The 26,046-nt window shown below is 71.2% G+C and carries 25 protein-coding genes; 15 read left to right on the forward strand and 10 right to left on the reverse strand.

The genetic code is table 11. The annotated features are described in order from the left end of the window. Positions 1 to 66: 66 nt before the first annotated feature. The gene (locus JK363_RS12245; protein WP_201874714.1) at positions 67 to 1,065 is read right to left on the reverse strand and encodes a beta-ketoacyl-ACP synthase III; all 999 of its coding nucleotides are present in this window, start codon (positions 1,063 to 1,065) and stop codon (positions 67 to 69) included. Positions 1,066 to 1,165: 100 nt separating this feature from the next. Continuing rightward, positions 1,166 to 2,794, reverse strand: coding sequence for an AMP-binding protein (locus JK363_RS12250; RefSeq protein WP_201874716.1), 1,629 nt, complete (start codon positions 2,792 to 2,794; stop codon positions 1,166 to 1,168). Between the two features lie 614 nt (positions 2,795 to 3,408). On the opposite strand from JK363_RS12250, the gene JK363_RS12255 reads away from it, so the two are divergent. Genes JK363_RS12255 through JK363_RS12275 form a run of 5 tightly spaced genes read left to right on the forward strand, consistent with a single transcriptional unit; the run spans position 3,409 to position 7,883 of the window. Then, on the forward strand, positions 3,409 to 3,663 hold the full coding sequence (locus JK363_RS12255) for an acyl carrier protein (protein WP_307821695.1): 255 nt from the start codon (positions 3,409 to 3,411) through the stop codon (positions 3,661 to 3,663). Then, entirely contained in the window at positions 3,660 to 4,523 is an 864-nt protein-coding gene (locus JK363_RS12260; RefSeq protein ID WP_201874718.1) for an SAM-dependent methyltransferase, read from the forward strand. The genes JK363_RS12255 and JK363_RS12260 overlap by 4 nt, the downstream gene beginning before the upstream one ends. Positions 4,524 to 4,560: 37 nt before the next feature. After that, a complete protein-coding gene (locus tag JK363_RS12265) occupies positions 4,561 to 5,883 on the forward strand; it encodes an NAD(P)/FAD-dependent oxidoreductase (RefSeq protein WP_236075708.1) in 1,323 nt (440 codons plus the stop codon). Next, the gene (locus tag JK363_RS12270; protein WP_201874721.1) at positions 5,880 to 6,908 is read left to right on the forward strand and encodes an SDR family oxidoreductase; all 1,029 of its coding nucleotides are present in this window, start codon (positions 5,880 to 5,882) and stop codon (positions 6,906 to 6,908) included. The genes JK363_RS12265 and JK363_RS12270 overlap by 4 nt, the downstream gene beginning before the upstream one ends. Before the next feature lie 30 nt (positions 6,909 to 6,938). Continuing rightward, positions 6,939 to 7,883 (forward strand): SDR family NAD(P)-dependent oxidoreductase, encoded by a 945-nt coding sequence (locus tag JK363_RS12275; protein WP_201874724.1) that lies wholly within the window; start codon positions 6,939 to 6,941, stop codon positions 7,881 to 7,883. Positions 7,884 to 7,888: 5 nt separating this feature from the next. Here the strand turns inward: JK363_RS12275 and JK363_RS12280 are convergent, their stop codons facing one another. From JK363_RS12280 to JK363_RS12310, 7 genes are all read right to left on the reverse strand, one after another. Next, entirely contained in the window at positions 7,889 to 8,467 is a 579-nt protein-coding gene (locus tag JK363_RS12280; protein ID WP_201875060.1) for a dihydrofolate reductase family protein, read from the reverse strand. Between the two features lie 118 nt (positions 8,468 to 8,585). Then, positions 8,586 to 8,960: a hypothetical protein gene (locus JK363_RS12285; protein WP_201874725.1), complete on the reverse strand. Its 375-nt coding sequence runs from the start codon at positions 8,958 to 8,960 to the stop codon at positions 8,586 to 8,588. Positions 8,961 to 9,093: 133 nt separating this feature from the next. Beyond that, positions 9,094 to 9,489, reverse strand: a complete 396-nt coding sequence (locus JK363_RS12290; protein WP_236075709.1) for a roadblock/LC7 domain-containing protein — start codon at positions 9,487 to 9,489, stop codon at positions 9,094 to 9,096. 79 nt (positions 9,490 to 9,568) lie between these two features. After that, positions 9,569 to 10,393, reverse strand: coding sequence for a transcriptional regulator (locus tag JK363_RS12295; protein ID WP_236075710.1), 825 nt, complete (start codon positions 10,391 to 10,393; stop codon positions 9,569 to 9,571). After that, complete coding sequence (locus JK363_RS12300) at positions 10,390 to 10,803, reverse strand: hypothetical protein (protein WP_201874729.1); 414 nt, start codon at positions 10,801 to 10,803, stop codon at positions 10,390 to 10,392. Before JK363_RS12300 ends, JK363_RS12295 begins: the two co-directional genes overlap by 4 nt. Positions 10,804 to 11,306: 503 nt before the next feature. After that, positions 11,307 to 12,290, reverse strand: a complete 984-nt coding sequence (locus JK363_RS12305) for a pyridoxal-phosphate dependent enzyme (protein WP_201874731.1) — start codon at positions 12,288 to 12,290, stop codon at positions 11,307 to 11,309. A 39-nt stretch (positions 12,291 to 12,329) separates the two neighbouring features. Beyond that, positions 12,330 to 13,859, reverse strand: a complete 1,530-nt coding sequence (locus JK363_RS12310) for an alpha/beta hydrolase (protein WP_201874733.1) — start codon at positions 13,857 to 13,859, stop codon at positions 12,330 to 12,332. A gap of 153 nt (positions 13,860 to 14,012) precedes the next feature. On the opposite strand from JK363_RS12310, the gene JK363_RS12315 reads away from it, so the two are divergent. Genes JK363_RS12315 through JK363_RS12360 form a run of 10 tightly spaced genes read left to right on the forward strand, consistent with a single transcriptional unit; the run spans position 14,013 to position 25,422 of the window. Continuing rightward, positions 14,013 to 15,269, forward strand: a complete 1,257-nt coding sequence (locus JK363_RS12315) for an ATP-grasp domain-containing protein (RefSeq protein WP_201874735.1) — start codon at positions 14,013 to 14,015, stop codon at positions 15,267 to 15,269. Beyond that, on the forward strand, positions 15,269 to 16,138 hold the full coding sequence (locus JK363_RS12320) for a Rossmann-like domain-containing protein (RefSeq protein WP_201874737.1): 870 nt from the start codon (positions 15,269 to 15,271) through the stop codon (positions 16,136 to 16,138). The genes JK363_RS12315 and JK363_RS12320 overlap by 1 nt, the downstream gene beginning before the upstream one ends. After that, complete coding sequence (locus JK363_RS12325) at positions 16,135 to 17,232, forward strand: PLP-dependent cysteine synthase family protein (RefSeq protein ID WP_201874739.1); 1,098 nt, start codon at positions 16,135 to 16,137, stop codon at positions 17,230 to 17,232. The genes JK363_RS12320 and JK363_RS12325 overlap by 4 nt, the downstream gene beginning before the upstream one ends. After that, a complete protein-coding gene (locus JK363_RS12330; protein ID WP_201874741.1) occupies positions 17,229 to 18,320 on the forward strand; it encodes a mandelate racemase/muconate lactonizing enzyme family protein in 1,092 nt (363 codons plus the stop codon). The genes JK363_RS12325 and JK363_RS12330 overlap by 4 nt, the downstream gene beginning before the upstream one ends. Then, positions 18,317 to 19,579 (forward strand): MFS transporter, encoded by a 1,263-nt coding sequence (locus tag JK363_RS12335; protein ID WP_201874743.1) that lies wholly within the window; start codon positions 18,317 to 18,319, stop codon positions 19,577 to 19,579. Before JK363_RS12330 ends, JK363_RS12335 begins: the two co-directional genes overlap by 4 nt. Beyond that, positions 19,576 to 20,364, forward strand: coding sequence for a class I SAM-dependent methyltransferase (locus JK363_RS12340; RefSeq protein WP_201874745.1), 789 nt, complete (start codon positions 19,576 to 19,578; stop codon positions 20,362 to 20,364). The genes JK363_RS12335 and JK363_RS12340 overlap by 4 nt, the downstream gene beginning before the upstream one ends. A gap of 54 nt (positions 20,365 to 20,418) precedes the next feature. Then, positions 20,419 to 21,993, forward strand: coding sequence for an ABC transporter substrate-binding protein (locus JK363_RS12345; RefSeq protein ID WP_201874747.1), 1,575 nt, complete (start codon positions 20,419 to 20,421; stop codon positions 21,991 to 21,993). Further along, on the forward strand, positions 21,990 to 22,943 hold the full coding sequence (locus tag JK363_RS12350; RefSeq protein ID WP_201874749.1) for an ABC transporter permease: 954 nt from the start codon (positions 21,990 to 21,992) through the stop codon (positions 22,941 to 22,943). Before JK363_RS12345 ends, JK363_RS12350 begins: the two co-directional genes overlap by 4 nt. Next, positions 22,940 to 23,761 carry an ABC transporter permease subunit gene (locus JK363_RS12355; RefSeq protein WP_201874751.1) on the forward strand — a complete coding sequence of 274 codons (822 nt, stop codon included), beginning with the start codon at positions 22,940 to 22,942 and terminating at the stop codon, positions 23,759 to 23,761. The genes JK363_RS12350 and JK363_RS12355 overlap by 4 nt, the downstream gene beginning before the upstream one ends. Beyond that, positions 23,758 to 25,422, forward strand: a complete 1,665-nt coding sequence (locus JK363_RS12360; protein ID WP_201874753.1) for an ABC transporter ATP-binding protein — start codon at positions 23,758 to 23,760, stop codon at positions 25,420 to 25,422. Before JK363_RS12355 ends, JK363_RS12360 begins: the two co-directional genes overlap by 4 nt. Positions 25,423 to 25,495: 73 nt before the next feature. On the opposite strand, the gene JK363_RS12365 is transcribed toward JK363_RS12360, so the two are convergent. Then, positions 25,496 to 25,912, reverse strand: coding sequence for a DUF3662 domain-containing protein (locus JK363_RS12365; protein WP_201874755.1), 417 nt, complete (start codon positions 25,910 to 25,912; stop codon positions 25,496 to 25,498). Positions 25,913 to 26,046: the final 134 nt, after the last annotated feature.

The raw sequence follows: 26,046 nt of genomic DNA on the forward strand, positions 1-26,046 counted from the left end.
GAGGGGGCGGACCCAGCATGGGCCCCGCCCCCTCGCACGTGGTGAGGAGACGGCTCACGCCGCGCCTCAGGGCAGTGCGACGACGGTGGCCGCGTACGACAGCCCGGCGCCGTAGCCGACCAGCAGCGCCAGATCCCCGGGGCTGGTCGCGTCGGAGGACATCAGCGCCTCCATCGCCAGCGGGATCGAGGCGCCCGAGGTGTTTCCGGTGGTCACGATGTCCCGGGCGATGACGGTGGACTCGGGCAGCCCCAGCCGCTTGGCCATCGCGTCGATGATCCGCGTATTGGCCTGGTGCGGAATGAACGCGTCGAGATCGGCGGGGGAGACCCCGGCGGCGGCCAGGGCCCGCTCCGCCACCTTCGACACCTCGTAGACCGCCCACCGGAACACCTTCTGCCCCTGCTGCTGGAGGGCGGGCCACCGTTGATCGCGGTTGCTGCGCAACGCGTCCCACGACACGGTCTGCGAGATCGCCTCCGCCTGGGAGCCGTCGGCGCCCCAGACCATCGGGCCGATCGCGGGTGTCCGCGACGGTCCGACCACCACCGCGCCCGCGCCGTCGCCGAAGATGACCGCCGTCGAGCGGTCCTCCAGATCCAGCAGATCGGTCATCCGCTCGGCCCCGATCACCAGCACATGGCCGCCCCGGGAACGCACCGCGTCCGCGGCCAGCGAGAGACCGTGCACAAACCCGGCACACCCGGCGGACACATCGAAGGCGGCGGCGTGGGTCCCCAGCCGGTGAGCCACCTCGGCCGCCACCGCGGGCGTCTGCCGCAGATGGGTGAAGGTGGCCACGATGACGCAGTCCAGGGCGTCGGCCGGGACGCCCGAGGCGGCCAGCGCCTTCCCCGCGGCGGGCACCGCCATGTCGGCGATGGACTCGTCGTGCCCCGCCCAGCGGCGGGTGGTGATCCCGGTGCGGGTGCGGATCCACTCGTCGGAGGAGTCCACCCGGTGGCACAGTTCCTCATTGGTCATCGCATGGCGAGGCCGGTATGCGCCCACGCCGAGGATACGGGCGTGCGGTGCGCCCATGGACGGTGTGATCCGCGCCTTCATACGCGATGCCTCCGGGACGAAGGGACGGAGCTGCCCGCGGTCGCCCGAACCCCCGCCGGGGGAAGGGCCGTTGGTGTGGCGGTCACCGATGTCCTCCCCGTCAGGCGAACGGCACACGGGCCAGCGGCTCGAGCCGGTCCTCGTCCAGCATCGCCCGGCAGCGGAACCGCTGGATCTTTCCGCTCGGGGTCTTCGGCAGGGCGCCACGCGGCAGGAAAACACACTCCGACAGCGCGACACCGCACTTCTCCCGTGCCACGGCCGCCGCCTGGTCCGCGATCGGCCGGAAGTCCCGCGGCTTGCCCTGGGGCTCCAGCATCAGCACCAGCCGGGGCAGTTCCCCGGAAGCGCCGATGTCCACCACCGCCGCACACCCCTTGCGCACCTGGGGGAAGGAGTCCACGGCCGACTCGATCTCGGCGGCGTAGATCTTCCGTCCGCCGACGGAGAGCATGTCGTCGACACGCCCCATCACATACAGCTCGCCGTCATGGACGAAGCCCAGGTCGCCGGTGCGCAGCCGGCTGTTCACAAAACGGTCGGCGGTACGCTCGGGATCGGCGTAGTACCCCTGGGCCAGGCTCGGTGAGCCGACCTCGATCTCGGCCACCTCGCCCGAGGACCCGGCCACCACCTCGACACCGGGGAGCGCCACTCCGTTGGAGACCAGCCGGGTGGCCCGGGGGTGGTCGGCGGACACCTCCACCGCCTTCCGATCCAGCAGCGCCGCACCGTCGAAAACCAGCGAGGACGGGGCGTCGGCCCATGGCTTGCCGGTCACCGCGAGGGTGGCCTCGGCCATACCGTAGGCGGGCTGGAAGGCGGTACCGGACAGTCCGAACCGGCCGAACTTCCCGGTGGCCGTGGACAGCGTGTCCCAGTCCACGCGCTCGGCCCCGATCACCGCGGCGCGCAGCCGCAGCTCCTTGGGGAGTTCCGCGCGTCCCTGGGCGCGGGCGGCGAGATGGACCGCGGTGCTGGTGCCGGCGGTCATGGTGGCCTCGTACTCGGACATGTCACGGAACCAGCTGCGGGGCGCCATCGCGAAGCGCTCGGGCGTGGACAGCACGAAGTGGAAGTCGTACGCCCAGGCGTAGAGCAGACAGCCGAACATCCCCATGTCGTGCGAGAGCGGCAGCCAGGACACCACGGTGTCATGGGCGGGCCGACCACCGGTCAGAGCAAGGATGATCTTCATCTGCTCTTCGATGGCGCGGGTGGTGAGCGCACATCCCTTGGGGGTGCTGGTGCTGCCCGAGGAGTACTGGATGAAGGCGATGTCCTCCGGCCCCGGCGGACTGGGCTCGATGGTCCCGGAGCCGCGCAGGGACGCCCACCCGGCCACCGGCAGCTGAGCGGCCAGCTCCTCGGGCACCAGGGATGTCAGCCAGTCGTCCATCAGCAGCAGCGTCGGGTCCAGCCGCGCGGCGACGGCGGCGAATTGGCACCGGTACTCCGCCGGGCTCTGGCCGCGGGTGGGCAGTGGCAGCGAGGCCACCGCGCCGCCCGCCAGCCAGATGGCGAGCAGTCCGCGGACCGTCTCCGGGGTGTTGGTCAGGACGGTGGCCACCCGGGTGCCGGGCCGCACTCCGTGGGCGCGCAGCCGCGTGGCCATCCCCTGGGCGTCGGCGACCACCTCGCGCCATGGTGTGTGCTCGAATTCCTCACCGGACCAGGCGTGCAGGGTGCCGCCCGACGAGCGGTTGGTCAGGGCGTTCCACAATTGCATGGGTTGTCCCCCGTCGTCTCGCTCCGCCGGCTGATCCGGTCGCCCGGCCGCCGTCCCCTTCTTCGCCGGTGGATAAGCCGGACGTCGACGAGGTCGACGTATCTCCGTGCTCCCCTAATTGATCAGGCATGTCACCTCTGATCGTCACAGCGGCTTGGCCATCTCCCGTAGGTCGAACTGGCGCTCGGGGTGGCGATGGTCCACACGCCATTTTTTGGTACCCCGGCAAAGGAGTTCAACCCCCCACCCGGTGGCAGGACGTTGCCAATTTTCCGGAGGTTCTCTGTGGCAGGTCCTTGCCATTTTCCGCGACACGCATGGCCACACGTGCTTCAGCGGTTGTGATGGGGGCGATCCTGAAGCCACGGCCCCGGTTCACACTCTTTCATGGTCCGAAACTCTACGGCACGGCGGGGAGTTGGCGGAGACACTCTGGCGATGACCTTGTCGGTCGGGCAAGATGGCAACCGAGTTCGACGGGGGACAGCTCGGGTTGGTTTCTGCGCCATTCATCGCGAGTGCCGGGAGTGGTTCCGCGCAGCCGTGCCCGCGTTCCCGCACCATGAGCATCCAGTTTCGGACCGGTTTACGGTCGCGTAACCAATCCAGGAGAGGTGAAGCTCGTGATTACCGTCGAGGACGTCTGCGGTCTCATAGCCAAGAAGCTCGGCAGCAAGGCGGGTTCGTTCACGCTCAACGCCGATACCGCCTTCGAGGAGGTCGGTCTGTCGAGTCTCCAGATCGCCGACATCGTCTACACCATCGAGGACGACGCGGGCATCGAATTCGACCCGAGTCAGGCCGCCGGCGTGAAGACCGTGGGCGATCTTGTGAAGCTGGCCGAGGCCACCAAGGCGAGCGCCCAGTGACGGTCGGCTATCAAGGTGCCACCGCGGAATCGATCAGGCACCACTACGACGTCTCCAACGATTTCTATGAGCTGTGGCTGGACGAGGAGCTGACCTACACCTGCGCCTTGTGGGGCGAGGGGGACACTCTGGAGGACGCCCAGCGGCGGAAGCTGGACCATCTGATCGAAGGCGCCCGCGCGCCGGGTGCCCGGCGGGTGCTCGACATCGGCTGTGGGTGGGGCAGTCTGCTCAAGCGGCTGGTCGGGACGTATGGCGTCGGGCAGGCCGTGGGGCTGACGCTCAGTAGCGGTCAGGCGGAGTATCTGAACCGGCTGGAGTTGCCCCGCACCGAGATCCGGGTGCAGAACTGGCTGGACCACGAGCCGGGGGAGGGGTACGACGCCATCATCTCCATCGGCGCCTTCGAGCACTTCGCGCGTACCGGACTTTCCCGCGCCGAGCGGGTCGCGGCCTACCGGGAATTCTTCCAAAGATGCCGGTCCTGGCTCCCCCGGGGCGGTCGGCTCGCGCTCCAGACCAATATCAAGGGCAACAATACGATCATGGACAAGCGGACGGTCCGTGACTTGATGTTCATCATGGAGACGATCTTTCCAGAGTCCGAGATTCCTGCGCTCTCCGAGGTCCTGGAGGGCAGTGAGAAACACTTCGACGTCGTCACCTTGCGCAACGACCCGGACCACTACAGCCGCACCTGTCAGGAGTGGCTGAACCGGCTGCGGACGAATCGCCAGAAGGCCGTGGAATGTGTCGGCGAGCGCAATGTCACCCACTACGAGCGGTACTTGGGTGCAACGGTCGAGCACTTCGCCAAGCGTCACCTGGGGCTGTCGAGAATGGTTCTCGAAGCGGTGTGAACGGAAAACACTGGTGGTTCGTGTCAAGGGGCCCTCATTGAGCAACCTGAAACATGTCGTGTACTGGCACGACACCGAGTCCGTGGTGTCCGGACCCCCGCTGCGGGAGTCGGTCGACTGCGATGTGTGCATTGTCGGTGGTGGATTCACCGGACTGTGGACGGCCTACTTCCTCAAGGAGGCCGAACCAGCGCTGGACATCCATCTCGTGGAAGCGAAACATTCCGGTTACGGAGCCTCCGGGCGGGCGGATGGATTTATCACCCCGACCATCGGCAAGGACCTCCAGGCGCTCGTCAAGAAGTTCGGCGCACAGCGGGCCCTGGAAGCCACCCAGGCCGTCGGCCGCTCCATCCTGGAAATCGGCCGGTTCACCCGGAAGAACAAGATCGACGCCGGATACGAGGCCAATGACTACCTGATGGTCGCCACCGACCGCGGGCAGGTCAGACGATTACGGGAGGACCGGGAACTGGCCGGGCGCATCGGCGGAGTCGCGCCCGAGATCCTCACCGGGCAACAGGCCCGGGAGATCATCGACTCGCCCGCCGTCCAGGCCGGTATGCGGGTCGGCGGCGCCCTGGTCAACCCGTTCCGGCTGGCGCGCGGAATCGCCCGGGTGGTCCGGGACAAGGGCGTGGTCATCCATGACAGCACCCCCTGTCTGCGGGTCGAGCCCGGTGTGCGGACCACCGTCGTCACCGCGGGCGGACGGGTCACCGCCGACAAGGTGGTGCTCGCCACCAACGTCCACATGGACGCGTTCCGGCCGTTCCGCCACCGGGTCATCCCCATCTGGACCTACGCGATGGTGAGCGAGCCGCTGACGGACCGGCAGGCCGCGCGGGTGCGCTGGGCCGGACGTGAGGGCATGGTGGAGGCCAAGTCCCTGCTGACCTGCGCCCGTTTTACCCATGACAACCGCATCATGTTCGCCGGTGGTCCCGCGCCGTACTACTACGGTCGTGACAAGCGGCAGCGCAACATGAACCGCGCCGAGGTCTACCGCGCCATCCGCCATGAGTTCCAGCGGTTCTTCCCGCAGTGGGACGACGTGTCCTTCACCTACGCCTATGGCGGCACCGCCGACGTCGTCCGTGACTACGCACCGCACTTCGGCCGACTGGGCCACGGTGTGTTCTACGGCTACGGCTACTGCGGCAACGGCATCGCGGCCACCCACACCGGTGGCAAGGTCCTGCGTGACCTGGTGCTCGGCAAGGACACCGACTACTCACGGCTGCTGCTGGTCGACAACGACCGGCGCAAGCCCCCGCCCCCGTTCCCGCCCGACCCCTTCCTCTTCGCCGGAGCCCGGATGGCACCGCGGCTGATGGACTGGAAGGACGCCCGGCCATGAGCGCACCACGGACCGTACTGCTCACCGGTGCCTCCGGTGTGGTCGGCCGATCCCTGCTGCGGGAGAACACGAGCCCCACGGACGGCCGGGAGGCCGCGGGGCTGCGCATCATCGCCGCCTCCCACAGCGCCCCCGCGCCCGAGGCCGAGCGGTCGGTGGCATGCGATGTCACGGCGGAGCGCTTCGGGCTGGACAAGGAGAGCTACGCGGCGCTGGCCGGTGCGGTGGATGTGGTCATCCACTCCGCCGGGCTGACGGAATGGGGGCTGCCCGCCGAGCGGTACCAGCCGGTCAACATCGACGGCACCCGGCGGGTCGTCGAGTTCGCCGAACGGGCCGGCGCGGTCGTCCACTTCATGAGTACGGCCTTCGTGGCCGCGCTCGCCGACACCGCCCCGACGCCACTCGGCGAGGGCAATGTGTGCCGCCGCTACATCGAGTCCAAGCACCGGGCCGAGGAGTTGCTGCGCGAGTCCGGAGTGGCGCACACCGTGTTCCGGCCCACCAATCTGGTCGGCGACTCGGTGACCGGCTGGACCTCCCAGGGCCAGATCGTCCAGCTGATGTCCGACTGGATCGGCCGTGGCCGGGCGCCCTTCGTCCCGGCCCACGCCGGGATCCGGATGGACTTCGTCCCGCAGGACCTGCTGTCCAAGGCGGTGCTGCGGGCCATCCAACTCGGCGACGACCGGGGCGAGTTCTGGGTCACGTACGGGGCCGAGGCGATGGATGTGGCCGCATGTCTCCAGGTGGTCGGCAAGCACGCGGCCGCCCGGGGCCGTGAGCTCACCGTCCCGCCGATCGTGGATCCCGCGTCGCTGGACCCGGCCGAGCTGGAGCGGATGCCGCCGATGACCCGCTCCTACCTCTCCGTGCTGCGCGATGTCAGCGAGGTCACCGTGTGCAGCGGCGGGGTACTGCCCACCTCCATGCCCGAACTCCGCGAGCGCTACGGCGTCCCGCACGTGTCCGACACCACGGCGTACCTCCGCAGCCTGGAGTACGCCACGGCGCACCTGAGCTGAGACGCGCCCCCCAACGGAAGGACTGCAACGGTGAATGACGGCTGGAACCCACCGGACCTCAGCACGGCAGTGGCGGTGGTCACCGGCGCCAGCCGGGGCGTGGGCCGTGGTATCGCCGCCGCGCTCGGCGCGGCGGGGGCGACCGTGTACGTCACGGGCCGCAGTGTGCGTGACGGAAGCCGGACCGAGGATCTGCCGGGCACGGTGCACGAGACGGCCGAGGAGGTCACCCGGCGCGGTGGCACGGGCATCGCCGTACGGTGCGACCACCGCGATCCGACGGACAACGAGGCGCTGTTCGAGCGGATCAGGACCGGCCACGGGCGGCTCGATCTGCTGGTCAACAACGCCTGGGGTGGCTACGAGCGGTCCTCCGAGGTGCGCTTCGACGCCCCGTACTGGGATCAGCCCATGTGGCGCTACGACCTGTTCGAGGGGTCGCTGCGGGCTCAGTACGACGTGACCCGCCGTCTCACCCGGCTGATGCTCCCGGAGAAGCGCGGGCTGATCGTGGGCATCAGCTTCTCCGACGGGGACATCTATCTGGGGCAGGTGGGCTACGACGTGTTCAAGTCGGCCTCGGACCGTATGTGCCGGGGGTTCGCCGCCGATCTGCGCAGGACCGACATCACGGCCGTCTCCCTGCACCCCGGCTTCGTCCGCACCGAACGGGTGGAGGCGGCCTGGGACGCCCTCGGCAGCGGCCCCGCCGCGGTGGTGCACACACCGGAGTACGTCGGCCGCGCGGTGGTCTCGCTGCTGGCGGACCCCGAGGTCAAGGAGTACACCGGACAGGTGCTGGCCACCGGTGACCTGGCCGAGCGGTACGGCTTCGACGACGTGGACGGCAACCGGCCCCCGGCCTTCCGGCTGGAGGGGCGGATGACGCTGGCCACGCGCATGGATCGGCTGAACCGGGTGGTCACGCAGCGCGCGGAACAGCAGCAATCCGGATACGAGGGCTCGAGCCGCTAGGAGGCTCAGCCGGGCACTGCGGATCCGGACCGCCGGTAGTGGAGCAGGGCCACACCATTGCCGAAGGCCCGGGTCCCGGCCAGTTCCAGCGCGGTGGTGGTGTCCGAGGGCCGGAAGAGGGGTCTGCCCTGTCCGAGCAGCACCGGATGGACATAGATCTGGTACTCGTCGATCAGGTCGTGCCGTCGGAATGTCTCGGCCAGGTCGGCTCCGCTGAGCACCAGATCGCCACCCGGCTGTGCCTTCAGCGCCATGATGGTGTCCACCTCGACCTCATTGAGGACAGTGGTGTTCCAGTCGGCGCTGGTGAGGGTCCGGGAGAACACGATCTTGGGCATCTCCCGCCAGATCGCGGCGAACTCGGCCATGGTCTCGGTACACGACGGGTCGGCGTCGGCCGTCGGCCAGAAGTCGGCCATCAGCTCGTGGGTGACACGTCCACTGAGGAAAGCACCCATGGCAGCGAGGTGTTCATTGAAGTAGCGATGCAGCTCGTCGTCGACCTGGTGCCAGTCGATTTCGCGGTTCGGCCCCTCGAAGTAGCCGTCGAGGGACACCGACATCGACAGGATGATCTTTCTCAGTGCGGTCATGTCCGTGACGATACGCCTGCGGGGCGTAGCGGAACCGGCGTGACTCCGTGTCCGGGTCGGCCGGTTCCGCTTCCGATTCGCCTTACGGGAGGATCGGAGGGGCGGAGGGTCAGACCTCCAGATCCGCTTCGATCTTGCGCAGCTGGTGGCGGGCCATGGCGAGATTGGCGCGGTTCTTGTCCAGCGCCAGGTAGAGGAAGAGCCCCTGGCTGTCACGCCCCTTCAGCAGCCGGATCAGGTGGTACTGGGTGCCGAGGGTGATGAGGATGTCCTCGATGCCGTCCTTGAGGCCGAGCTGTTCCATGGTGCGCACCTTGGCGCGCACGACATCGGTATTGCCCGCGGCGGCCACCGTCAGGTCGAGATCCTTCCCGCCGCCCACGGTGCCCAGGGCCATACCGCTGGAGTAGTCGACCAGCGCGGCGCCGAGGCTGCCCTCGATGGTCGTCATCGCCTCTTTGAGCGCGGTTTGGGTGTTCGCCATGACGAAGGTTCCTTTCGATCGGGTGATGTCCGGGTGGGTCCGGATGGTGGTGATGCGGTCGTGGGTTCACGCCGGGGTCGTGGCGTGAACGGGCCGTGGCGGGGCCGTGGGGACGGGGTGGAAAGGAGGCGGGCTAGGTATGGTGCTCGGCCCGTGAGAGGGCGCCGCCGACCAGGTCGGCGATCCGGGCGCCCGACCGACGGGCCTCCATATGGAGCCGCCCGACGTTGGTGCGCTGTCCCGCCAGAACGGTCAACACCGCCGCGGGCCCGGCCGCGTAGGTGGCGACATAGCCGTCCTCGCCGCGTACCAGCAGTTCGCGGAAGGCGCCCCGGCTGGTGGCGTCCGCGAGGGACTGCGAAACTCCGAGGGCCGCGGCGGTCAGCGCGGCGACACCCTCGGGTTCGACGGTGGCCGTGTCATGCGCCAGGACCAGCCCGTCGCTGGTGGCGGCCAGGGCGCCGGTGACATCGACGACCCGGGCCCGTAACCGCCGGAGTTCCTCCAGCACATCGGGTTCGGCGGCCATCAGTTGTTTCCTCTCCGTGCGCTGCCGCAAGGTGCGTCTCATGACGGTGCGCAAGAAGCGGCCGGGGCGGTCGGTGGAATCACAGGGTTGCCTCCAAGGCGTCACGGAGCCGGCGCAGCAGATCGACACAGGGATCGGCGAAGACGGTGCCGGGGACGGTGTCGGGCCAGACCACCGCGCCGGGCCCGGGGGAGCGGGCCGGCGCGGTGGCCTGGGGCCGGGGGGTTTCGACATGACCGGTGGCCGCCAGCCGCCGTATGTCGATCAGGGTGTGGAACGCGGGGCGGCCCAGAGCCCGTGCGATCTCGGCGGGGGTCCGGACGCCGTCGGCCAGCTCCAGCACCGCGCGCTGACGGCGGGTGACGGCCGGGCACCGCGGATCCGGACGCCGGAGCACCACCGGGACGGTGTCGACTTGGGGACAAGGCCACAAGTCGTCAAGGAGTCGGGCGCGGCGTCGGGTCTCCCGCTCGACGGCATCGGCGTCCACCGGGCGGACCGGGCCCAGCCAGTGGGCGGCGCCGCGCTGGAAACCGCGTGGCCCGCTGCCGGTGCCCAGGGCGAAGTAGGCCGCGTCGAACAGCGCTCCCAGATGGCAGATCTCCAGCTCCGCGTCGGACAGCCGACCGCTGTCGACCAGGAACCGGCCGACGCCGCCGGGGCCGTCCGTATGGCCGACCGCCTCCCGCCAGGTGTCGGCGGTCAGCCGCCCGCCGGTGGTGAGCAGCACATCGATGCCGGGGGCCACCGGGCTCTCGGCGTGCACCACCCGGCCTTCCGACAGATAGACGATGCCCGCGTCGCACAGCAGGGCGCCACTGGCCCGTTCCCCGGCGAGTTCGGTGAGGCTGGGGCCGTATCCACGGTCTCCCGTCCGGCTGTTGGGTCTCGAATCAGGGTTCATATGAGGGCCAGCCGCTCGGACAGATCGCGCAGCCGCATCCGGGCGAGCGCCAGATTCCCTTCCCGGCGGTCGAGCCATAAGTAGAAGAACACGCCGCTGTCGAAGGCCGTGTCGACGAAGCGCAGCAGGTGATAGCAGGTGCCCGTGGTGACGATGACGTCCTCCACGGACGACGCCCCGTCCACGCCGCCGCCCTTCTCCGCGTCCTCCGCCCCGACCGCCGCGAACGCCCGCTGCTCGGCGGCCATCCGGGCCAGCTCTGCCGTCTCCGCCGCGGTGGCCTCGGGGTTGTCATCGCGTACCTCCCCGACCATCCCGAGCGCGAGTCCGCTGGTCCACTCGATCACGGCGGCTCCGCGGGCGCCGTTCACGGTCATGGCTTCGAGCAGACATTCGTCGATGCCGGGCATGCGGTCTCCCCTCCCTGCGGTACCCGTTGCGCGCACCGATGGCGCTTCATCAGTAACCGCGAGGTTACGCACCGTTCGATAGGAGGGGTTGAAATCCGGTAATGCTATGAAAAGGCCGATGCGTTGTAGTAGGGTCCGCGACCCCATCCGCCCCACAGGGCCCAGCGACCCCACCGGCCACAGAGGTTCGGCGAATCCCCTGGGCACGGCGCCCCCGCCCCCGTCGACCGCTCCCGCCCCGCGGCCGCACCGGCGAACTCCCCCGCACCGCCGGTCGCTTCGCCCTGTGGTCAACTCATAGCGCGGAGTGGTCCGTGCGGCCAAGGGCCTGGAGGAGCATATTCCGTAGTCCTATGTGCGCGCAGCAGACTAGACCAGCCTCCGGCCACCTCGGCGACATGACCTGAATCAGACATGCGGAATACGCCGCTTCTGCGTCCGGCGGCCGACGCCGTACGACAACGACCGGTGACGCCGTACGTACGTCACCCCGCTGGCCCGCCTCAGCCGCTGGTCAGTCCCTCTTCCGCGCGGGTGAGGGCCTGGGGGTGGCCGAAGAGGCCGGGGAGGCCGCCTGAGTGGAGGAGGACCGCGCGCCGGCCGGGGGTGATGTCGGCGTCCTGGACGGCGGCGGCCAGGCCCGCCAGGGCGCGGCCGGTGTAGATGGGGTCGAGGACGAGGCCCTCGGTGCGGGCGGCGAGGGTGAGGGCGGACATGACGGGTTCGGTGAGGGTGCCGTAGCCCGCGCCGACCTGGTCGAGGCGGATCCTGAGCGCATCGGGCGGGCAGGGGGTGTCGGTGAGGGCGGAGGCCAGTGCCGAGACGGTGGCCGCGGGGGTGGGGACGGCGCCGCAGTGGACGCCGAGCACCCGGTCGGGGCCGAGTCCGGCGACCAGACCGGCCATGGTGCCACCGGAGCCGAGTGCGGTGACCACGGTGGTCAGTTCGGGGGCCTGGGCGAGGAGTTCGCGGGCGCAGTCGACGTAGCCGCGGGCGCCCAGCGGGCTGGAGCCGCCGAAGGGGATGAGCGCCGGAACGGCGCCCTCCTGGCGCAGCCGTTGGGCCACCTGCTCGGCGGTGGTCGCGAGTGTTCCGGCGTCGCCCTCGCCCGCCCACACCACCCGGGCGCCGAAGAGGCCGTCCAGCGCGAGATTGCCGGACGACGAGCACCCGGGGGAGCCCGCGAGGACGAGCACGACCTCCAGGCCGAGGCGGGCGCCGGCGGCGGCGGTGAGCCGCGCGTGGTTGCTCTGCGGGGCGCCGGTGGTCACCAGGACGGTGGCTCCGTCGTCCAGTGCCGCGCCGCAGAGCCACTCCAGTTTGCGCACCTTGTTGCCGCCACCGCCGAGGCCGATGAGGTCGTCGCGTTTGATCCACAGGTCGCCCTCGCCGAGTCCGAGCGCACGGGCCAGCCGTGGCGCGGGTTCGAGGGGAGTGGGCCAGGTGGCGAGGGCTGCCTGCGGGGGAGTGTGGTGGCCGGAGGTCATGGCCACCACCTTGGCATAGCGTCGTGCCCGCGCTCCGTTTCAGTGCTGGGTGGCGGCGGGTGCCGGGTCGGGGAGGCCCGGACCGGCGCAGTGCGTGTCCCGTGCCGGGACGGTTCCGTCGACGAGGTACGCGGCGGCCGTGTTGTCGACACACACATTGCCCCGGCTGGCGAACACCCCGTGCGAGTAGTCCTGATCCAAGGTCACCAGCCGTGCCCCGGGAAGCCGTCGTTGCAGCCCATGGGCGCCCGCGATCGGGGTGACGGGGTCGTGTGCGGAGGCGATCAGCAGTACGGGCGGGACACCGGGGCCGCCCAGCGGGGTCCGGTGCGCCGGGCGGTGGGGCCAGTAGGCGCAGGTGGACGCCTCGATGCCGGTGAGGATCGGGTGCGGGTCCAGCCGCCGCAGCCGGCGGATGTCGGCCACCACTCGGCGCGGTGTGGGGGCGCGGCCGTCGGCGCACTTCACGATGCGGTTGGCGGCCTCGTAGTTGCGGGACTCCGCGCTGTCGAAGGCGGTGGCGGGGCGCAGCCGCGCGGTGTCCCCGTCGCGCAGATACGCGCGGAGGCCGTCGGCGAGCCCCGTCCAGCGTTCGGTGCGGCCGAGCGCGCGGTACACGGCGCGGTCGAACTCGGCCGCCCCGAAGCCGTCCACCGGGTGCGCCGCGAGACCCGCTCTCACCCGCAGATACGCGGTGCGCACCGCGGTGGCGCCGGTGCCGAGGCGGAAGCGGTCCGCGTGCCGCGCGGCCCAGCCGAAGAACACCTCACGCTGGCGCAACAGGGCACGGGCCTGTCGCAGATCGAAGTCGTACCACTCCTCGGGCCCGACGACGCTGTCGAGCACCATCCGGCCCACCCGCTGCGGAAATTGGGCGGCGTACGCGGCGCCGAGCCAACTGCCGTACGACACCCCGAGATAGCTGGTCCGTCGCTCGCCGAGGGCCGCGCGGATGGCGTCCATGTCCCGCGCCGTCTGCTCGGTGGAGAGATACGGCAAGGTGTCCGCCGAGCCCGCCGCGCAGTCGTCCGCCAGCCGCCGCAGCCCGTCGAGATGCGCTGACTCGGCGGCGCGTCCGACCGGTACGGGATCCGGGCCGGGAGTGTGGAACAGACCGCCCATGGCACCGCAGTCGGCGGGCGCGCTGTGGCCGACACCCCGCGGATCGAAGCCGATGACGTCGTACGCGCGGCGTACCCGCTCGGGCAGCTTGGCGCGTTTGGTGACGGCGTAGGACAGCCCGGAGCCACCGGGTCCGCCCGGGTTGACCAGGAGGATGCCACGCCGTTCGGCGGGCGTTCCGGAGGCGCGCACCCGGGAGACGGCGATGCGGAGGTGTGCGCCCCGCGGGTGGTCCCAGTCCAGCGGAACGCTCAGCCGGCCGCAGCTGACCTGGTCGGGCGCGGGCGGGCGGAGGATCGAGTCGGGGCAGGCGGCGAAGTGCGGCGGCTGGGTGGCGGGGCCGGAGGTACGGGGTGCGGAGGCGGTACCGGTGTCCGCGGGGAGCAGCGCGGTGGCGCTCGCCACGAGCGCGCACAGCAGGGAGAGGCGTGGGGCAGCGGGGGTCATGGTCTCGCAATCGGAAGGGCGGTCGTCGAATGTCTGGATGACAATGAAAACGATTATCGATAGCGTATGGGTCGGTCAAGGCGGGGCGCTCCCCGGCGCCAGTGGCCCCGGCCTGCCCTGAAACTCCCAACCCCACCGTCAAGAAGGAGAGTTGTGGCCCATCTGCTGATGGTCGAGAGCTGGGTCGGTTCGATGAGCAGACTGCTGCCGAGGGCGATCCTCGAAGGCGGTCATGAGTTCAGCTTCCTCACCCGTGACCTGCATCACTACCTGCGCTCCGCACCCGAGGGCACCGCCCACCCGCTGCTGGCGGCCCGCCACGTGCTGACCGCCGACACCAATGACACCGACACCCTGCTGCCCGCCGTCGAGCGGCTGCATGGCGCTCTCGGCTTCGACGGTGTCATCACCTCCTGCGACTACTACCTGCCGACGGCCGCACGGATCGCCGCCCGTCTCGGACTCCCCGGACCCGCCCCCGACGCGGTGGAGAACGCCTGCCGCAAGGACGCCACCCGGCGGTTGCTGAGCGCCGCGGGACTGCCCGGCCCCCGCTTCGCGGTCTGCGCCGACGGGGTCCGGGCCGCCGAGGCGGCTCGGGAGATCGGCTATCCGCTGGTGGTCAAGCCCGTGGACCTGTGCGCCGGAATGTTCGTCCGGCGTGTCGACGACGAGCGTGAGCTGAAGGACGCCTGCCGGGCGCTCGCCGAGTTCCCGGTCAACGCCCGTGGACAGCGCCGCGATCCCGTCGTCCTGCTCGAGGAGTTGCTCCACGGCCCGGAGGTCAGCGTCGAGACCGTGTCGTACGACGGTGTGACCGAGGTGATCGGGGTGACCGACAAGAGCGTCGGCGGGGCACCCGCCTTCATCGAGACCGGCCATATGTTCCCCGCCGCGCTCACCCCCGCCGACACCGAGGCCGCCGGGCAGACCGCCCTGCTCGCACTGAAGGCCCTCGCCCTCGACGGTGTGGTGGCCCACACCGAGATCAAGCTGACCGCCGACGGCCCCCGGGTGGTGGAGGTCAACCCCCGCCCCGCGGGCAACCGCATCACCGAACTCGTCCGCCACGTCACCGGGATCGACCTCGCCGCTGCCGGTGTGGACCTCGCCCTCGGCCACCGGCCCGATCTGCGCGGATGGGACACCGGGCTGCGCAGCGCCGCCATCGGCTTCCTGGTGCCCGGGACCAACGGCACACTCGCCTCGATCGGCGGCGGCGACGCGGTACGGGGCGCGCCGGACGTGCTCGAGGTGCAGCTCGCCGAGCCCGGTCGCGCCGTCCGGGCCGACGGAAGCAACAACACCTACCTCGGACACATCATGGCGGCCGACACCACCGGCCCCGGCGCCCGCGACCGGGTGGCGGAGCTGCTGTCCGGGCTGCGCCCGCGGGTGGTGAGCCACTGATGCCGACCGGTCTGCCCACCCGCTCCGCTCCGCCCTCGTGTTCCTCCTACGGTGAACTGGTCGGCCAGGTCCTGGACGGTGCCTTCGGGCCCGATCCGCGTACCCAGCACATCGCCCTCGCCTTCACCACCCGCCAGGCCGTTCGCCACTCCGGCCGCACCGGCGGCTACCGCAACGAGGTGTTCAGCCTGCGGCTGGGCGCGGCCGTCGGCTCCTGTGCGGTCGAGCCCGGAGCGCTGCCCGACAGCGCCATCGACGCATGTGTCGGCGCCGATGTGGCACAGCTGCTCCACCACGAGCTGACCGCTGTGCGCGTGGCCGCACTCGACGCGTATCTGCTGCACACGATGGAGCACACCGCCGCGCACGGCGCCCGTCCGCTGACCCTGGCGGCCGGAACCTCCCTGGAGAAGTCCCGCGCCCGCGCCGAGGCCGTCGTCGAACTCCTCGACCTCGCGCCGGGCCGGACCGTCCTCGTGATCGGCGTTGTCAACTCCCTGCTGGAGGCGCTGCGTTCACGCGGACTGCGGTATGTGCCCTGCGACCTCAAGGGCGGCACCACGGAATGGGGCGAACCCGTGGCCACCGACGCCCATGCCCATCTGGACCACTGTGACGCGGTGCTCGCCTCCGGGATGACCCTCGGCAACGGCAGTTTCGAACCGCTGCGGGAACACGCCCTGCGCCACGCCAAACCACTGGTGATGTTCGCCCAGACCGGGAGTGCGATCCTGCCGCGGCTGCTCGGCGCCGGAGTCACCGCGGTGTGCGCCGAACCCTATCCCTTCTTCTGGCTCGACGGCGGCCCCGGGCTGATCCACCGCTACGGCGGCCCCGGGCTCAACCACCGCCACGGGGGCTCCTCATGACCACCACCACCGCCGTCCACCACCCCACCGCCAACCACGAACTGCTCTCCCTGCTCGGCCGCACCCCGCTCGCCCGGGTCACCACCCCCCTGCCCTGCGCCCACCCCGGCTTCTGGGCCAAGCTCGAAGGGCTCGGCGCCGGCGGGATGAAGGCCCGCGCCGCGGTGTCCATGCTGCTCGGCGCACATGAGCGCGGGGAGCTGCGGCCCGGCGCCCCCGTGGTGGAATCCACCTCCGGCACCCTCGGTATCGGGCTCGCCTTCGCGGGCCAGGCGCTCGGCCACCCCGTGATCCTGGTCGGCGACACCGAGCTGGAGCCCTCGATGCGACGGCTGCTGCGCACCCACGGGGTCCATCTGGAGCTTGTCGACCGGCCGGCGGCCGAGGGCGGCTGGCAGGCCGCCCGGCTGGCCCGGCTGCGCGAGATGCTGGCGCTGCTGCCGGACGCGTACTGGCCCGACCAGTACAACAACCCCGACAACACCGCCGGTTACGCCTCGCTCGCCGCCGAGCTGGCCGTTCAGCTCGACCATCTCGACGTTCTGGTGTGCAGCGTCGGCACCGGAGGCCACAGCGCGGGCATCGTCGGACCGCTGCGTGCGCACTGGCCCGCGCTGCGGCTCATCGGTGTCGACGCCACCGGCTCCACCATCTTCGGACAGCCCGCTCGGCCCCGGCTGATGCGCGGTCTGGGCAGCAGCATCCACCCTCGCAACGTCGCCTACGACGCCTTCGACGAGGTTCACTGGGTGGGCCCGGCCGAAGCGGCGGACAGCTGCCGCAGGCTGGCCAGGGGCGCCTTCGTCAGCGGCGGCTGGAGCACCGGCGCGGTCGCGCTCGTCGCCGCCTGGGCTGCCCGGGTCCAGCCCGGCGCCGTCGTGGCCACCGTCTTCCCCGACGGCCCGCACCGCTACCTCGACACCGTCTACGACGACGACTTCGCCGCCGCCCACGGCCTCGCCCCGGACACCGCCGCCACCCGGCCCGTGCAGATCCCGCATCCGGGCGCCGCCGTCGCCACCGGCTGGACCCGCTGCACCACCGTCACCGATCCGCTCACCCGCGGAACCCCGACCCCGGAAGACACCCCGTGAAAACCGCCCAGCGCACCGTACGGCTCGAACTCGCCGAGCCGCTGCGCATCTCCCGTTCCACCATGGCCTCCCGCGAGGCCGTCTGGCTGACCGTCGAACACGACGGACAGCACGGCCACGGCGAGGCCGTCACCAGCGCCTACTACGGCCTGAACACGACCACCCTCGAACGGCTGCTGTCCGGGGCGTCCGATCAGCTGACCCGGTTCGCCAACCCCGAAACCGCCCTGGAAGCCCTGCGCGAGGGCGCCATGGGCCAGTGGCCCGCCGCCGTCACCGCCGCCGTGGAATCCGCGCTGCTCGATCTGTGCGGCATACGCGCCGGGCTGCCCGTCCACCGGCTCCTCGGCGCCACCGCGGCGCCCTTCGCCCCCACCGCACGCACCCTCGGCATCGTTTCCACCGAACGCGCCGTGGCACGGGCCCGGTGTCTGACCCGGAACGGCTTCTCCGTCATCAAGCTCAAGGCGGGTGCCCCCGACCCCGAGGACGACCTCGCGCGGATACGGGCGGTGCGCGCCGCCGCCCCGCACGCCCGGCTGCTGCTCGACCCCAACGGGGCCTGGACACCGGCACAGGCCCGCGAACTCCTGTCGCGCTATGCCGAGTTGGGCGTGGAAGCGGTGGAACAGCCCCTCGCGCCGGGTGACCCCGAGGCACTGGCCCGCCTCGCCGAGCGTTCGCCCCTCCCCGTCATCGCCGACGAGGACGCGGTGGGACTCGAGGACGTCCGCCGGCTCGCGGGGCGGGTGCACGGTGTCAACGTCAAGCTGGCCAAATGCGGCGGTGTCCACGCCGCCCTGCGGATCGCCGCGCTGCTCGACGGCAGCGGCACCGCGCTGATGCTGGGCTGTCTGACCGCCAGCACTCTCGGTATCGCCCCCGCCGTCCATCTCGCCGACCGGGCCCGCTGGACCGACCTCGACGGACATCTGCTGCTCGCCCACGACCCGTGGACCGGTATCGGCGGCACCGACGGGGTGGTCCGTGCCGGCGGCCGCCCCGGGCTCGGCGTCCGCCTACGAAGCGCCCCGGCACGGGACACCGTCACCCCGGAGGGGATCGCCGGAGGGGAGGGAACACCATGACAACCTGGCGTGAGCTCCGTGGTTTTCCGCTCGCCATCCGCCTCCTGCTGATCAATCAGCTCGGTGTGAACACCGGCTTCTATCTGCTGATTCCCTATCTCGCCACCCATCTGGGCGAGGACCTGGGCATGTCCGCCGCCGTCGTCGGCATCGTCCTGGGCGTCCGCAACCTCAGCCAGCAGGGCCTGTTCATCATCGGCGGATCCGCTGCCGACCGGCTGGGCGCCCGCCGGGTCATCATCGCCGGATGCGCTCTGCGCACCGTGGGCTTCGCGCTGTTCTCGCTCGGCGACGGACTGCCCGTGCTGCTGGCCGCGTCCGTGCTCAGCGGTCTGGCCGGGGCACTGTTCAACCCGGCTGTACGGGCCTATCTCGCCCAGGAGGCGGGGGAGCGCAAACCCGAGGCGTTCGCCCTGTTCAATGTGTTCGCCACCACCGGCGCCCTGATCGGCCCGCTGCTGGGCAGCGCCCTGCTGCTGGTGGACTTCCGGGCCTCCGCGCTCACCGCCGCCGCGCTCTTCGCGGTCCTCACCGTCGCCCAGGCGCTGGTGCTGCCCGACCGCGAGGTGGCGCCCGCGACCGGCGGTGTCCTCGCCGACTGGCGGGATGTGCTCGGCAACCGCGCCTTCGTGGCGTTCTCCCTCGCCATGGTCGGTATGTTCACCCTCGAGAACCAGCTGTACCTGCTGCTGCCCGCCGGGGCGCGCGAGGCCACCGGCTGGGACGGAGCGGCCGGACTGGTGTTCCTCGTCGGCACCCTCACCAACCTCGCCCTGCAACTGCGCATCACCCGGGCGCTCAAGGAACGCGGCAGCCGCGGGCGGTGGATCGGCACCGGCCTCGCCCTCATGGCCCTCGCCTTCCTGCCACCCATGGCGGTTGCCGGGGCCACCCCGGACGGACCGGGGGACGCGGTGTTGTACGCGCTGCCCGTGCTGGCCGGGGCGCTGCTGCTGTACCTCGGGGTCATGGTGGCGCAGCCGTTCGTGATGGAGCTGATTCCCCGCTTCGGACGGCCGGAGCTGACCGGTACGTACTTCGGGCTCTTCTACATGGTCTCCGGAGTGGCCGCGGCCGTCGGCAACACCGTCGTCGGCTGGGCCATGGACACGGGGGACCAGGAAGGCCACGCCTGGCTGCCGTGGGTGTGCTGTGTGGTGTTCGGCCTCCTCTCCGCCGCCGGTGTCGGCTGGCTGCACCGCACCCGTGCGCTCCCGGCCCGCTCCGAGCCCGAGCCCGCACCGGCGGTGGCCGTATGAGCGCCACCCACGATCGCAATCTGCTCACCGACAGCCCCGAGCTCTACGAGGCCCGGTTCCCCGACCCTGAACGGATCGCCGGACGCTGGGCCGAGGACTGTCTGCGCCGGTACGGCGCGGGGCCGCGGGTCCTGGACATCGGCTGCGGCACCGGGCGCGACGCCGCGTATCTGCACACCGCCGGACGTGAGGTCACCGGGGCCGACCGGTCCGCCGCGATGCTCGACCACGCCCGACGGCACCACCCCGGACCCGTCTACCGCCACGCCGATCTGCGCTCCTTCGAGCTCGGTGACTTCGACGCCGTCGTGTGTCTGGACAGCTCCCTGCTGTACTGCCACACCAACGACGACCTCGACGGTTTCCTCGCTTCCTGCCGCAGCGCACTGACCCCCGGCGGGCTCCTGGTGGCCGAGATGCGCAATGGCGCCTACTTCCTGGGCCGTACCGATCTGCTGGACACCCCGGCCCATGCCGCCTTCCTATGGCGTGGCACCAGCCATCGCTCCACCACCACCCTCCGGATCGACCGGGCCGCGCAACTGCTCCGCCGTACCCGGGTGTGGACCACCGACGACGGGGCCGCGCCGGTCGAGCAGCGCTCCGCCTGGCGGCTGCTGTTCCCGCAGGAACTGCGCCACTTCCTGGCGGCGCACGGCTTCACCGTTCTCGCCCTGTACGACCTTCCCGGACCGCGCACCGAACCGCGGTGGCGGGCGGGCGACACCGTCGCCACCACGGCCGACGGCGACCGGCTGCATCTCATCGCCCGGCTCGACCCCTGACGGCTCCCCACCCTCCTCGCCACCACTCCGCTCCCACCGCAAAGGACTTCCGTCATGCCCCATGACCCCGCTCCGCACCACCTCCACCGCCGCGGTGTGCTCACCGCGGCCACCGGACTGGCGGCCGGACTCGGCGCCCTCGCCCTCACCGGCTGCTCCTCCGGCCCGGGCGGTGCGAAGGGCGATGGCCCCCCGCGGCGCGGCGGACGGCTGCGCGCCGCGTTCGCCGGTGGCGGCGCCGGTGAAACTCTCGATCCACACCTGGGCAATCTGTTCGCCGATGCCGCTCGCGCCAAGGCGCTCTTCGACAAGCTGGCCGACTACGGCGCCGATCTGACCGCCCGGCCACGGCTGGCCTCGGCATGGGAGTCCAACGCGAGCCTCGACCGCTGGAAGGTCACCCTCAGAGAGGCCACCTTCCACAACGGAAAGCCGGTGACCGCCGATGACGTCCTCTACAGCTACCGCCGTATCGCCGACCCCGAGCGGGCGTTCCGCGCCAAGGCGTCCCTCGAACCCATCGACCTCAAGGCCAGCCGCGCCGTGGGCAAGCGCACTGTCGAGTTCGTACTCAAGCGCCCCACCGCCGAATTCCCCCATGTGCTGGCCGCGTTCGGCGCGTACATCGTCCCCGACGGCGCCGAGGAGTTCGACCGCAAGCCGGTGGGCAGCGGGCCCTTCCGGCTCGTCTCCTTCGCCCCCGGCCGCTCCACCGTACTGCGGCGTTACGAGGACTACTGGGACGGCGCCCCCTACCTCGACGAGCTGGAGTTCACGGTCGCCAACGAGGAGGCGGCACGGGTCAACGCCCTGATCGGCGGCCAGGTCGAGTACGCCCATGAGCTCAATCCGACCACCGCCCGCGCCCACGAGGGCAAGGGCCAGATCGAGATCGTCCGGCTGCGCAACAGCGCCATGCAGGCGTTCGCCATGAAGACGGACCGGCCGCCGTTCGACGACAAGCGGATCCGTGAGGCGTTCTTCCTCATCGCCGACCGCAAGGAGCTGATCAACGGAGCCCTGTCCGGCGCGGGCGATGTCGGCAACGATCTGTTCGGCAAGGGGTACGCCTACTACGCCACCGGTCTGCCGCAGCGCGAACAGGACCTGGACCGGGCGCGCTCCCTGCTGCGGCGGGCGGGTGCCGACGGGCTGAAGGTCACCCTCGACACCTCCACCGTCGCCGCCGGATTCACCGAGGCCGCCGGGATCTTCCGCGACCAGGCCGCCAAGGCCGGGGTGACCGTCAAGGTCCGGACGGGCAGCAAGGACTCCTACTGGAACGACATCCTCGACTCCGGAACGCTGTGTTGCTACCGCTCCGGCGCCATGCCCATCGAATCCCATATCTCCCAGCGGCTGCTCACCGACTCCACCACCAATGCCACCGCCTGGCGGCACAAGGACTTCGACGCCCTGTACCGGCAGGCGCAGTCCACGCGGGACGCCAAGGACCGCGCCGGGGTGTACGCGCGGATGCAGCGCCGCCTCTACGCCGAAGGGGGCTTCCTGGTCTGGGGGTTCGCCGACTGGATCATCGGCACCGCCCGCACCGTTCGGGGGGTCGAGAGCACCGCCCCGGCCAACACCCTCGACTGGGCCCGCTTCGACAAGGTCTGGCTGGCGTGAGCGGACTGCGTTCCTGGCTCGCCCGGCGGCTGCTGGTCGGCGTGGCACAGACGGTGGCCGTGGTGCTGCTGGTGTTCGCGCTCACCGAGGCGCTGCCGGGCGACGCCGCCGTGGCCCTCGCCGGTGACCAGCCGGATCCGGCGCGGATCGCCGCCATCCGCGAAGCCATGGAGCTGGACCGGCCCGCCGGTGCGCGACTGCTGGACTGGGCCACCGGACTGCTCCACGGTGACCTCGGCACCTCGCTGGTCTCCGGACGCCCCGTCAGCACCTATGTGGCCGACGGCTTCGAGCCCACCCTGCTGCTCGCCGCGCTCACCCTGCTCCTCCTGGTCCCGGCCGGGGTCGGGCTCGGTGTGCTCGCCGCCAGCTATGAGGGGCGGTGGCCCGACCGGGTCATCAGCTCCGTGACGCTCGGTGTGTACGCGGTGCCCGAATTCGCCCTGGGCACCTTGCTGGTGACGGTATTCGCGCTGCGGCTGGAATGGTTTCCGCCCACCGCCGTCGGCTACGGCACCGATCTGCTCGGCCACCCCGCCGCGCTGGTGCTGCCCGTCCTCGTCCTGCTGTCCCGGCCGGTGTGTTCGCTGTCCCGGCTGGTGCGCGCGGGCATGATCGACGCGCTGGCCTCGCCGTACACCGCCCAGGCCCGCCGCTACGGTGTCTCCGGTGTCCGGGTCGTCTACGCCCACGCCCTCCCCAATGCGGTGGCTCCGGCCGCCCAGCAACTCGCCCGCACGGTCGACTGGCTGCTGTGCGGTGTGATCGTCGTGGAGGCCCTTTTTGTGATTCCCGGACTCGGCACGGTGCTGATGAACGCGGTCGCCGAACGTGATGTGCCCGTGGTGCAAGGACTCGCCGTGGTCTTCGGACTGCTCACCGTCGTCCTCAACCTCGGTGCCGATCTGGTCGCCCACCGGCTGGCGCCCCGGGCGGAGGTGGCGGCGTGAGCGCATATCTCCATCCGCGCCGGGGGCGGGTGGCTCTCGCCCTCCTGATCGTGGCGGTGCCGCTGGCCTTGGCGCTGCTGGGACCGCTGTTCGCCGGGGAACCCGGCCCCCGGGCCACCTCGTTCACGTTCGGCGACGGCCACTGGCTCGGCACCGACTTCGTCGGCCGGGACGTCTGGCGGCAGACCCTGCTCGGCGGGCGGTCGGTGGTGATCAGCGCGCTCGCCGCCACCGCCCTCGCGTATCTGGTGGCGCTGCCGGTCGGGCTCACCGCCGCCCTCACCCACCGGCGGTGGCTGGAGGAGACGCTGATGCGCCCGTTGGACGTACTGCTCGCCGTGCCGTCGCTGCTGCTGATCCTGCTGGTGGCCACCGTCCTCGAACCGGGTGTGCTCGGCCTGGCGTTGCTGGTCGCGCTCGTCAACGTCCCGGACGCGGCCCGGATCGTCCGCGCCGCCGCGGCCGAGGCCGCCGCGCGCCCGGCCGTGGAGGCGCTACGGATGCAGGGCGAAAGCTGGTGGCGGATCGGGGTGGGCTATGTCGGCCGTTCGATGCTGCGTACCCTCGCCGCCGACGCCGGTGTCCGGCTCACCGGAGTGCTCTATCTCGTGTCCACCGCCGCCTTCCTGGGCATCGGTGTGACGCCGGACGCCGCCGACTGGGCCGTGATGGTGGACCGCAACCGCACCGGTCTGTGGGTGCAGCCATGGGCCGTCGTGGTGCCCGCGCTGCTGATCGTGGCCCTCACCATGGGCGGAAATCTGCTGGTCGACGCCGGCTTGCGGAAACAGAACACACCGAGGAGGAAGCGGATATGAACGCGGTCGCGGCCGTGGCCGAGATCAGGGATCTGCGGGTCGAGGTCGACGGCCGTGTCCTGGTGGACGGGGTCGGACTGCGGGCGCTGCCCGGGAAGGTGACCGCGCTGGTGGGGCCGTCCGGCAGCGGTAAGACCACGACCGGTCTGGTGCTGCTGGGCGAGTATCCGGAAGGGGCCCGTGTCACCGGCCATGTCACAGTGGCCGATGGCCCGGTCGGCTATGTGCCCCAGCACCCGGCCGCGGTACTCAACCCCACTCGGCGGGTCGGCGCCCTGCTGCACGACATCGCGCGGCGCCAGGTGCGTGCACTGCCGCGCGCCGAGCGGCGTACGGAGGCGCGACGGCGGGTCCTCGCCGCTCTCGCCCAGGCCCAACTTCCCTGTGGGCAGGAGGTGTTGCGCCGGTATCCGCATCAGCTGTCGGGCGGTCAGCAGCAGCGGGTGGTACTGGCCCAGGCTCTGCTGCTCGGCGCCCGGGTGGTGGTGGCGGACGAGCCCACCACCGGACAGGACGCGCTCACCAAACGCCGGATCGTGGAGCGGCTGACCGCCGTCGCGGCGCAGGGTATCGCCGTGGTGCTGCTCAGCCATGACCTGGACGTCGTGCGGGCGCTCGCGGACGAGGTGGTGGTGATGCGGGACGGGCGGGTGGTGGAGTCGGGCCCGGCCGGACGGGTCTGGCGCGATCCGGAGCACACCTGGACCCGGCAACTCCTGGCGGCGCACCGCGCGTTCTCCATACGGCCCGCTCCCGAAGCGGCCACTCCCGCGCGGCCCGCCCCCGATGAGCCCGCCCCCGATGAGGCAGCGTCCGATGAGCCCGCCCCCGTTCTCGAAGTGCGCGGGCTGACCGCCCGCTACGGCCGGGTCCCCGTGCTCCGCGCGGACGCCCTCGCCGTCCGGCCCGGCACGGGTCTGGCCGTGGTCGGCCGCTCGGGCAGCGGCAAGACCACCCTCGCGCGCTGTCTGGCCGGACTCCACCGCGACCACGACGGCGAGGTGCTGCTCGACGGCACGCCCCTGCCGCGCGGGCTGCGCTCGCGCAGCCGGGAGCAGACCGCCGCCGTGCAATATGTCTTCCAGGACGCACGGGCCGCCTTCGACGAACACCGGCCGGTGCTGGACCAGGTGGCGCGCACCGCCGTACGGCTGCGAGGGGCGGACCCGGCGGCGGCGCGTACCGAGGCCGAGACCACGCTGAACCGACTCGGACTCGGAGCCGAGACGGTGCGCCGGCGCCCGGCCCGGCTCTCCGGCGGTGAACTCCAGCGTGCCGCACTCGCCCGGGCCCTTCTCGCCCACCCCCGGGTGCTGGTGTGCGACGAGATCACCTCCGGTCTCGACGCACTGACCCGCCGGGGCATCCTCGATCTCCTCACCGGTCTGCTGCGCGACCGCGGCGATCTGGCCCTGGTCCTGGTCACCCACGATCTGGACACCGCGGCCCTGGCGGCCCGGATCGCCGTGCTGGACGACGGTGAGATCGTGGAACGGGGCCCGGCCGAACGGATCCTGAGCGCGCCGCGCCACCCGTTCACAGCCTCGCTGCTGGAGGCGTCGTCGTGGCGGGAGGCCGCCCGGCGTCCGCCCCGCTCGACCTCCAGTGCCCGGCCAGCACGGCCAGCAGCGCGAGGAGCGAGACGGCGAGGAAGCCGATGACCAGTTTCCATGTGATCCGCATGGCGGTCACCGTAGGACCGGGCCCCGGGGACCCGTCCCGGACGGCGGGAGGCTACTCGGGCACCGGAGCGGCCACCGGAGCGGTGAACCCGTCCGCGCGGATGTGGGCCATGGGGTTTCCAGCCACCCGGTACCGTCCGTTCGGCACCTCGCGGGACCAGGTGACATGGACGGTCAGCGGGCCCGCCCATTCGTAGCGGTTCTTCTCCGCGTGGCGCAGCAGGCTGTCGGTGAGCACCTGTCCCACCGTGCAGCCGCGCCGGGTCAGCTCCCCGTACACACGCTCCGCCAGTTCGACGTCATAGGCGTTGGGGACCACCACCCGCTCCGGTCCGCAGACCACGGCGTGGTCGTCGCACTCCCGTCGCAGCGCTTCGACGAGTTCCACGGGCTCGCTCCGGAACATCCTGGTGAGCAGTCCTTCTTGCCAGCGTTCTATCGCTCGTTCCCATCGGCTCAGCGTCTCCATGACGGACCGGGTTCCCGGAAAGGATCACCTCATTCCCGGTGGGTCGGGGACACGGGGTCGGGGACACGGACGCCAGGACACCGGTGTTGGTCCACGGCTGCGGGGGCGCGGGCCGGATGACCTGCGCCCACGCT

This window comes from Streptomyces coffeae (assembly GCF_016741875.1).
GTDB classification, from domain to species: Bacteria; Actinomycetota; Actinomycetes; order Streptomycetales; family Streptomycetaceae; genus Streptomyces; species Streptomyces coffeae.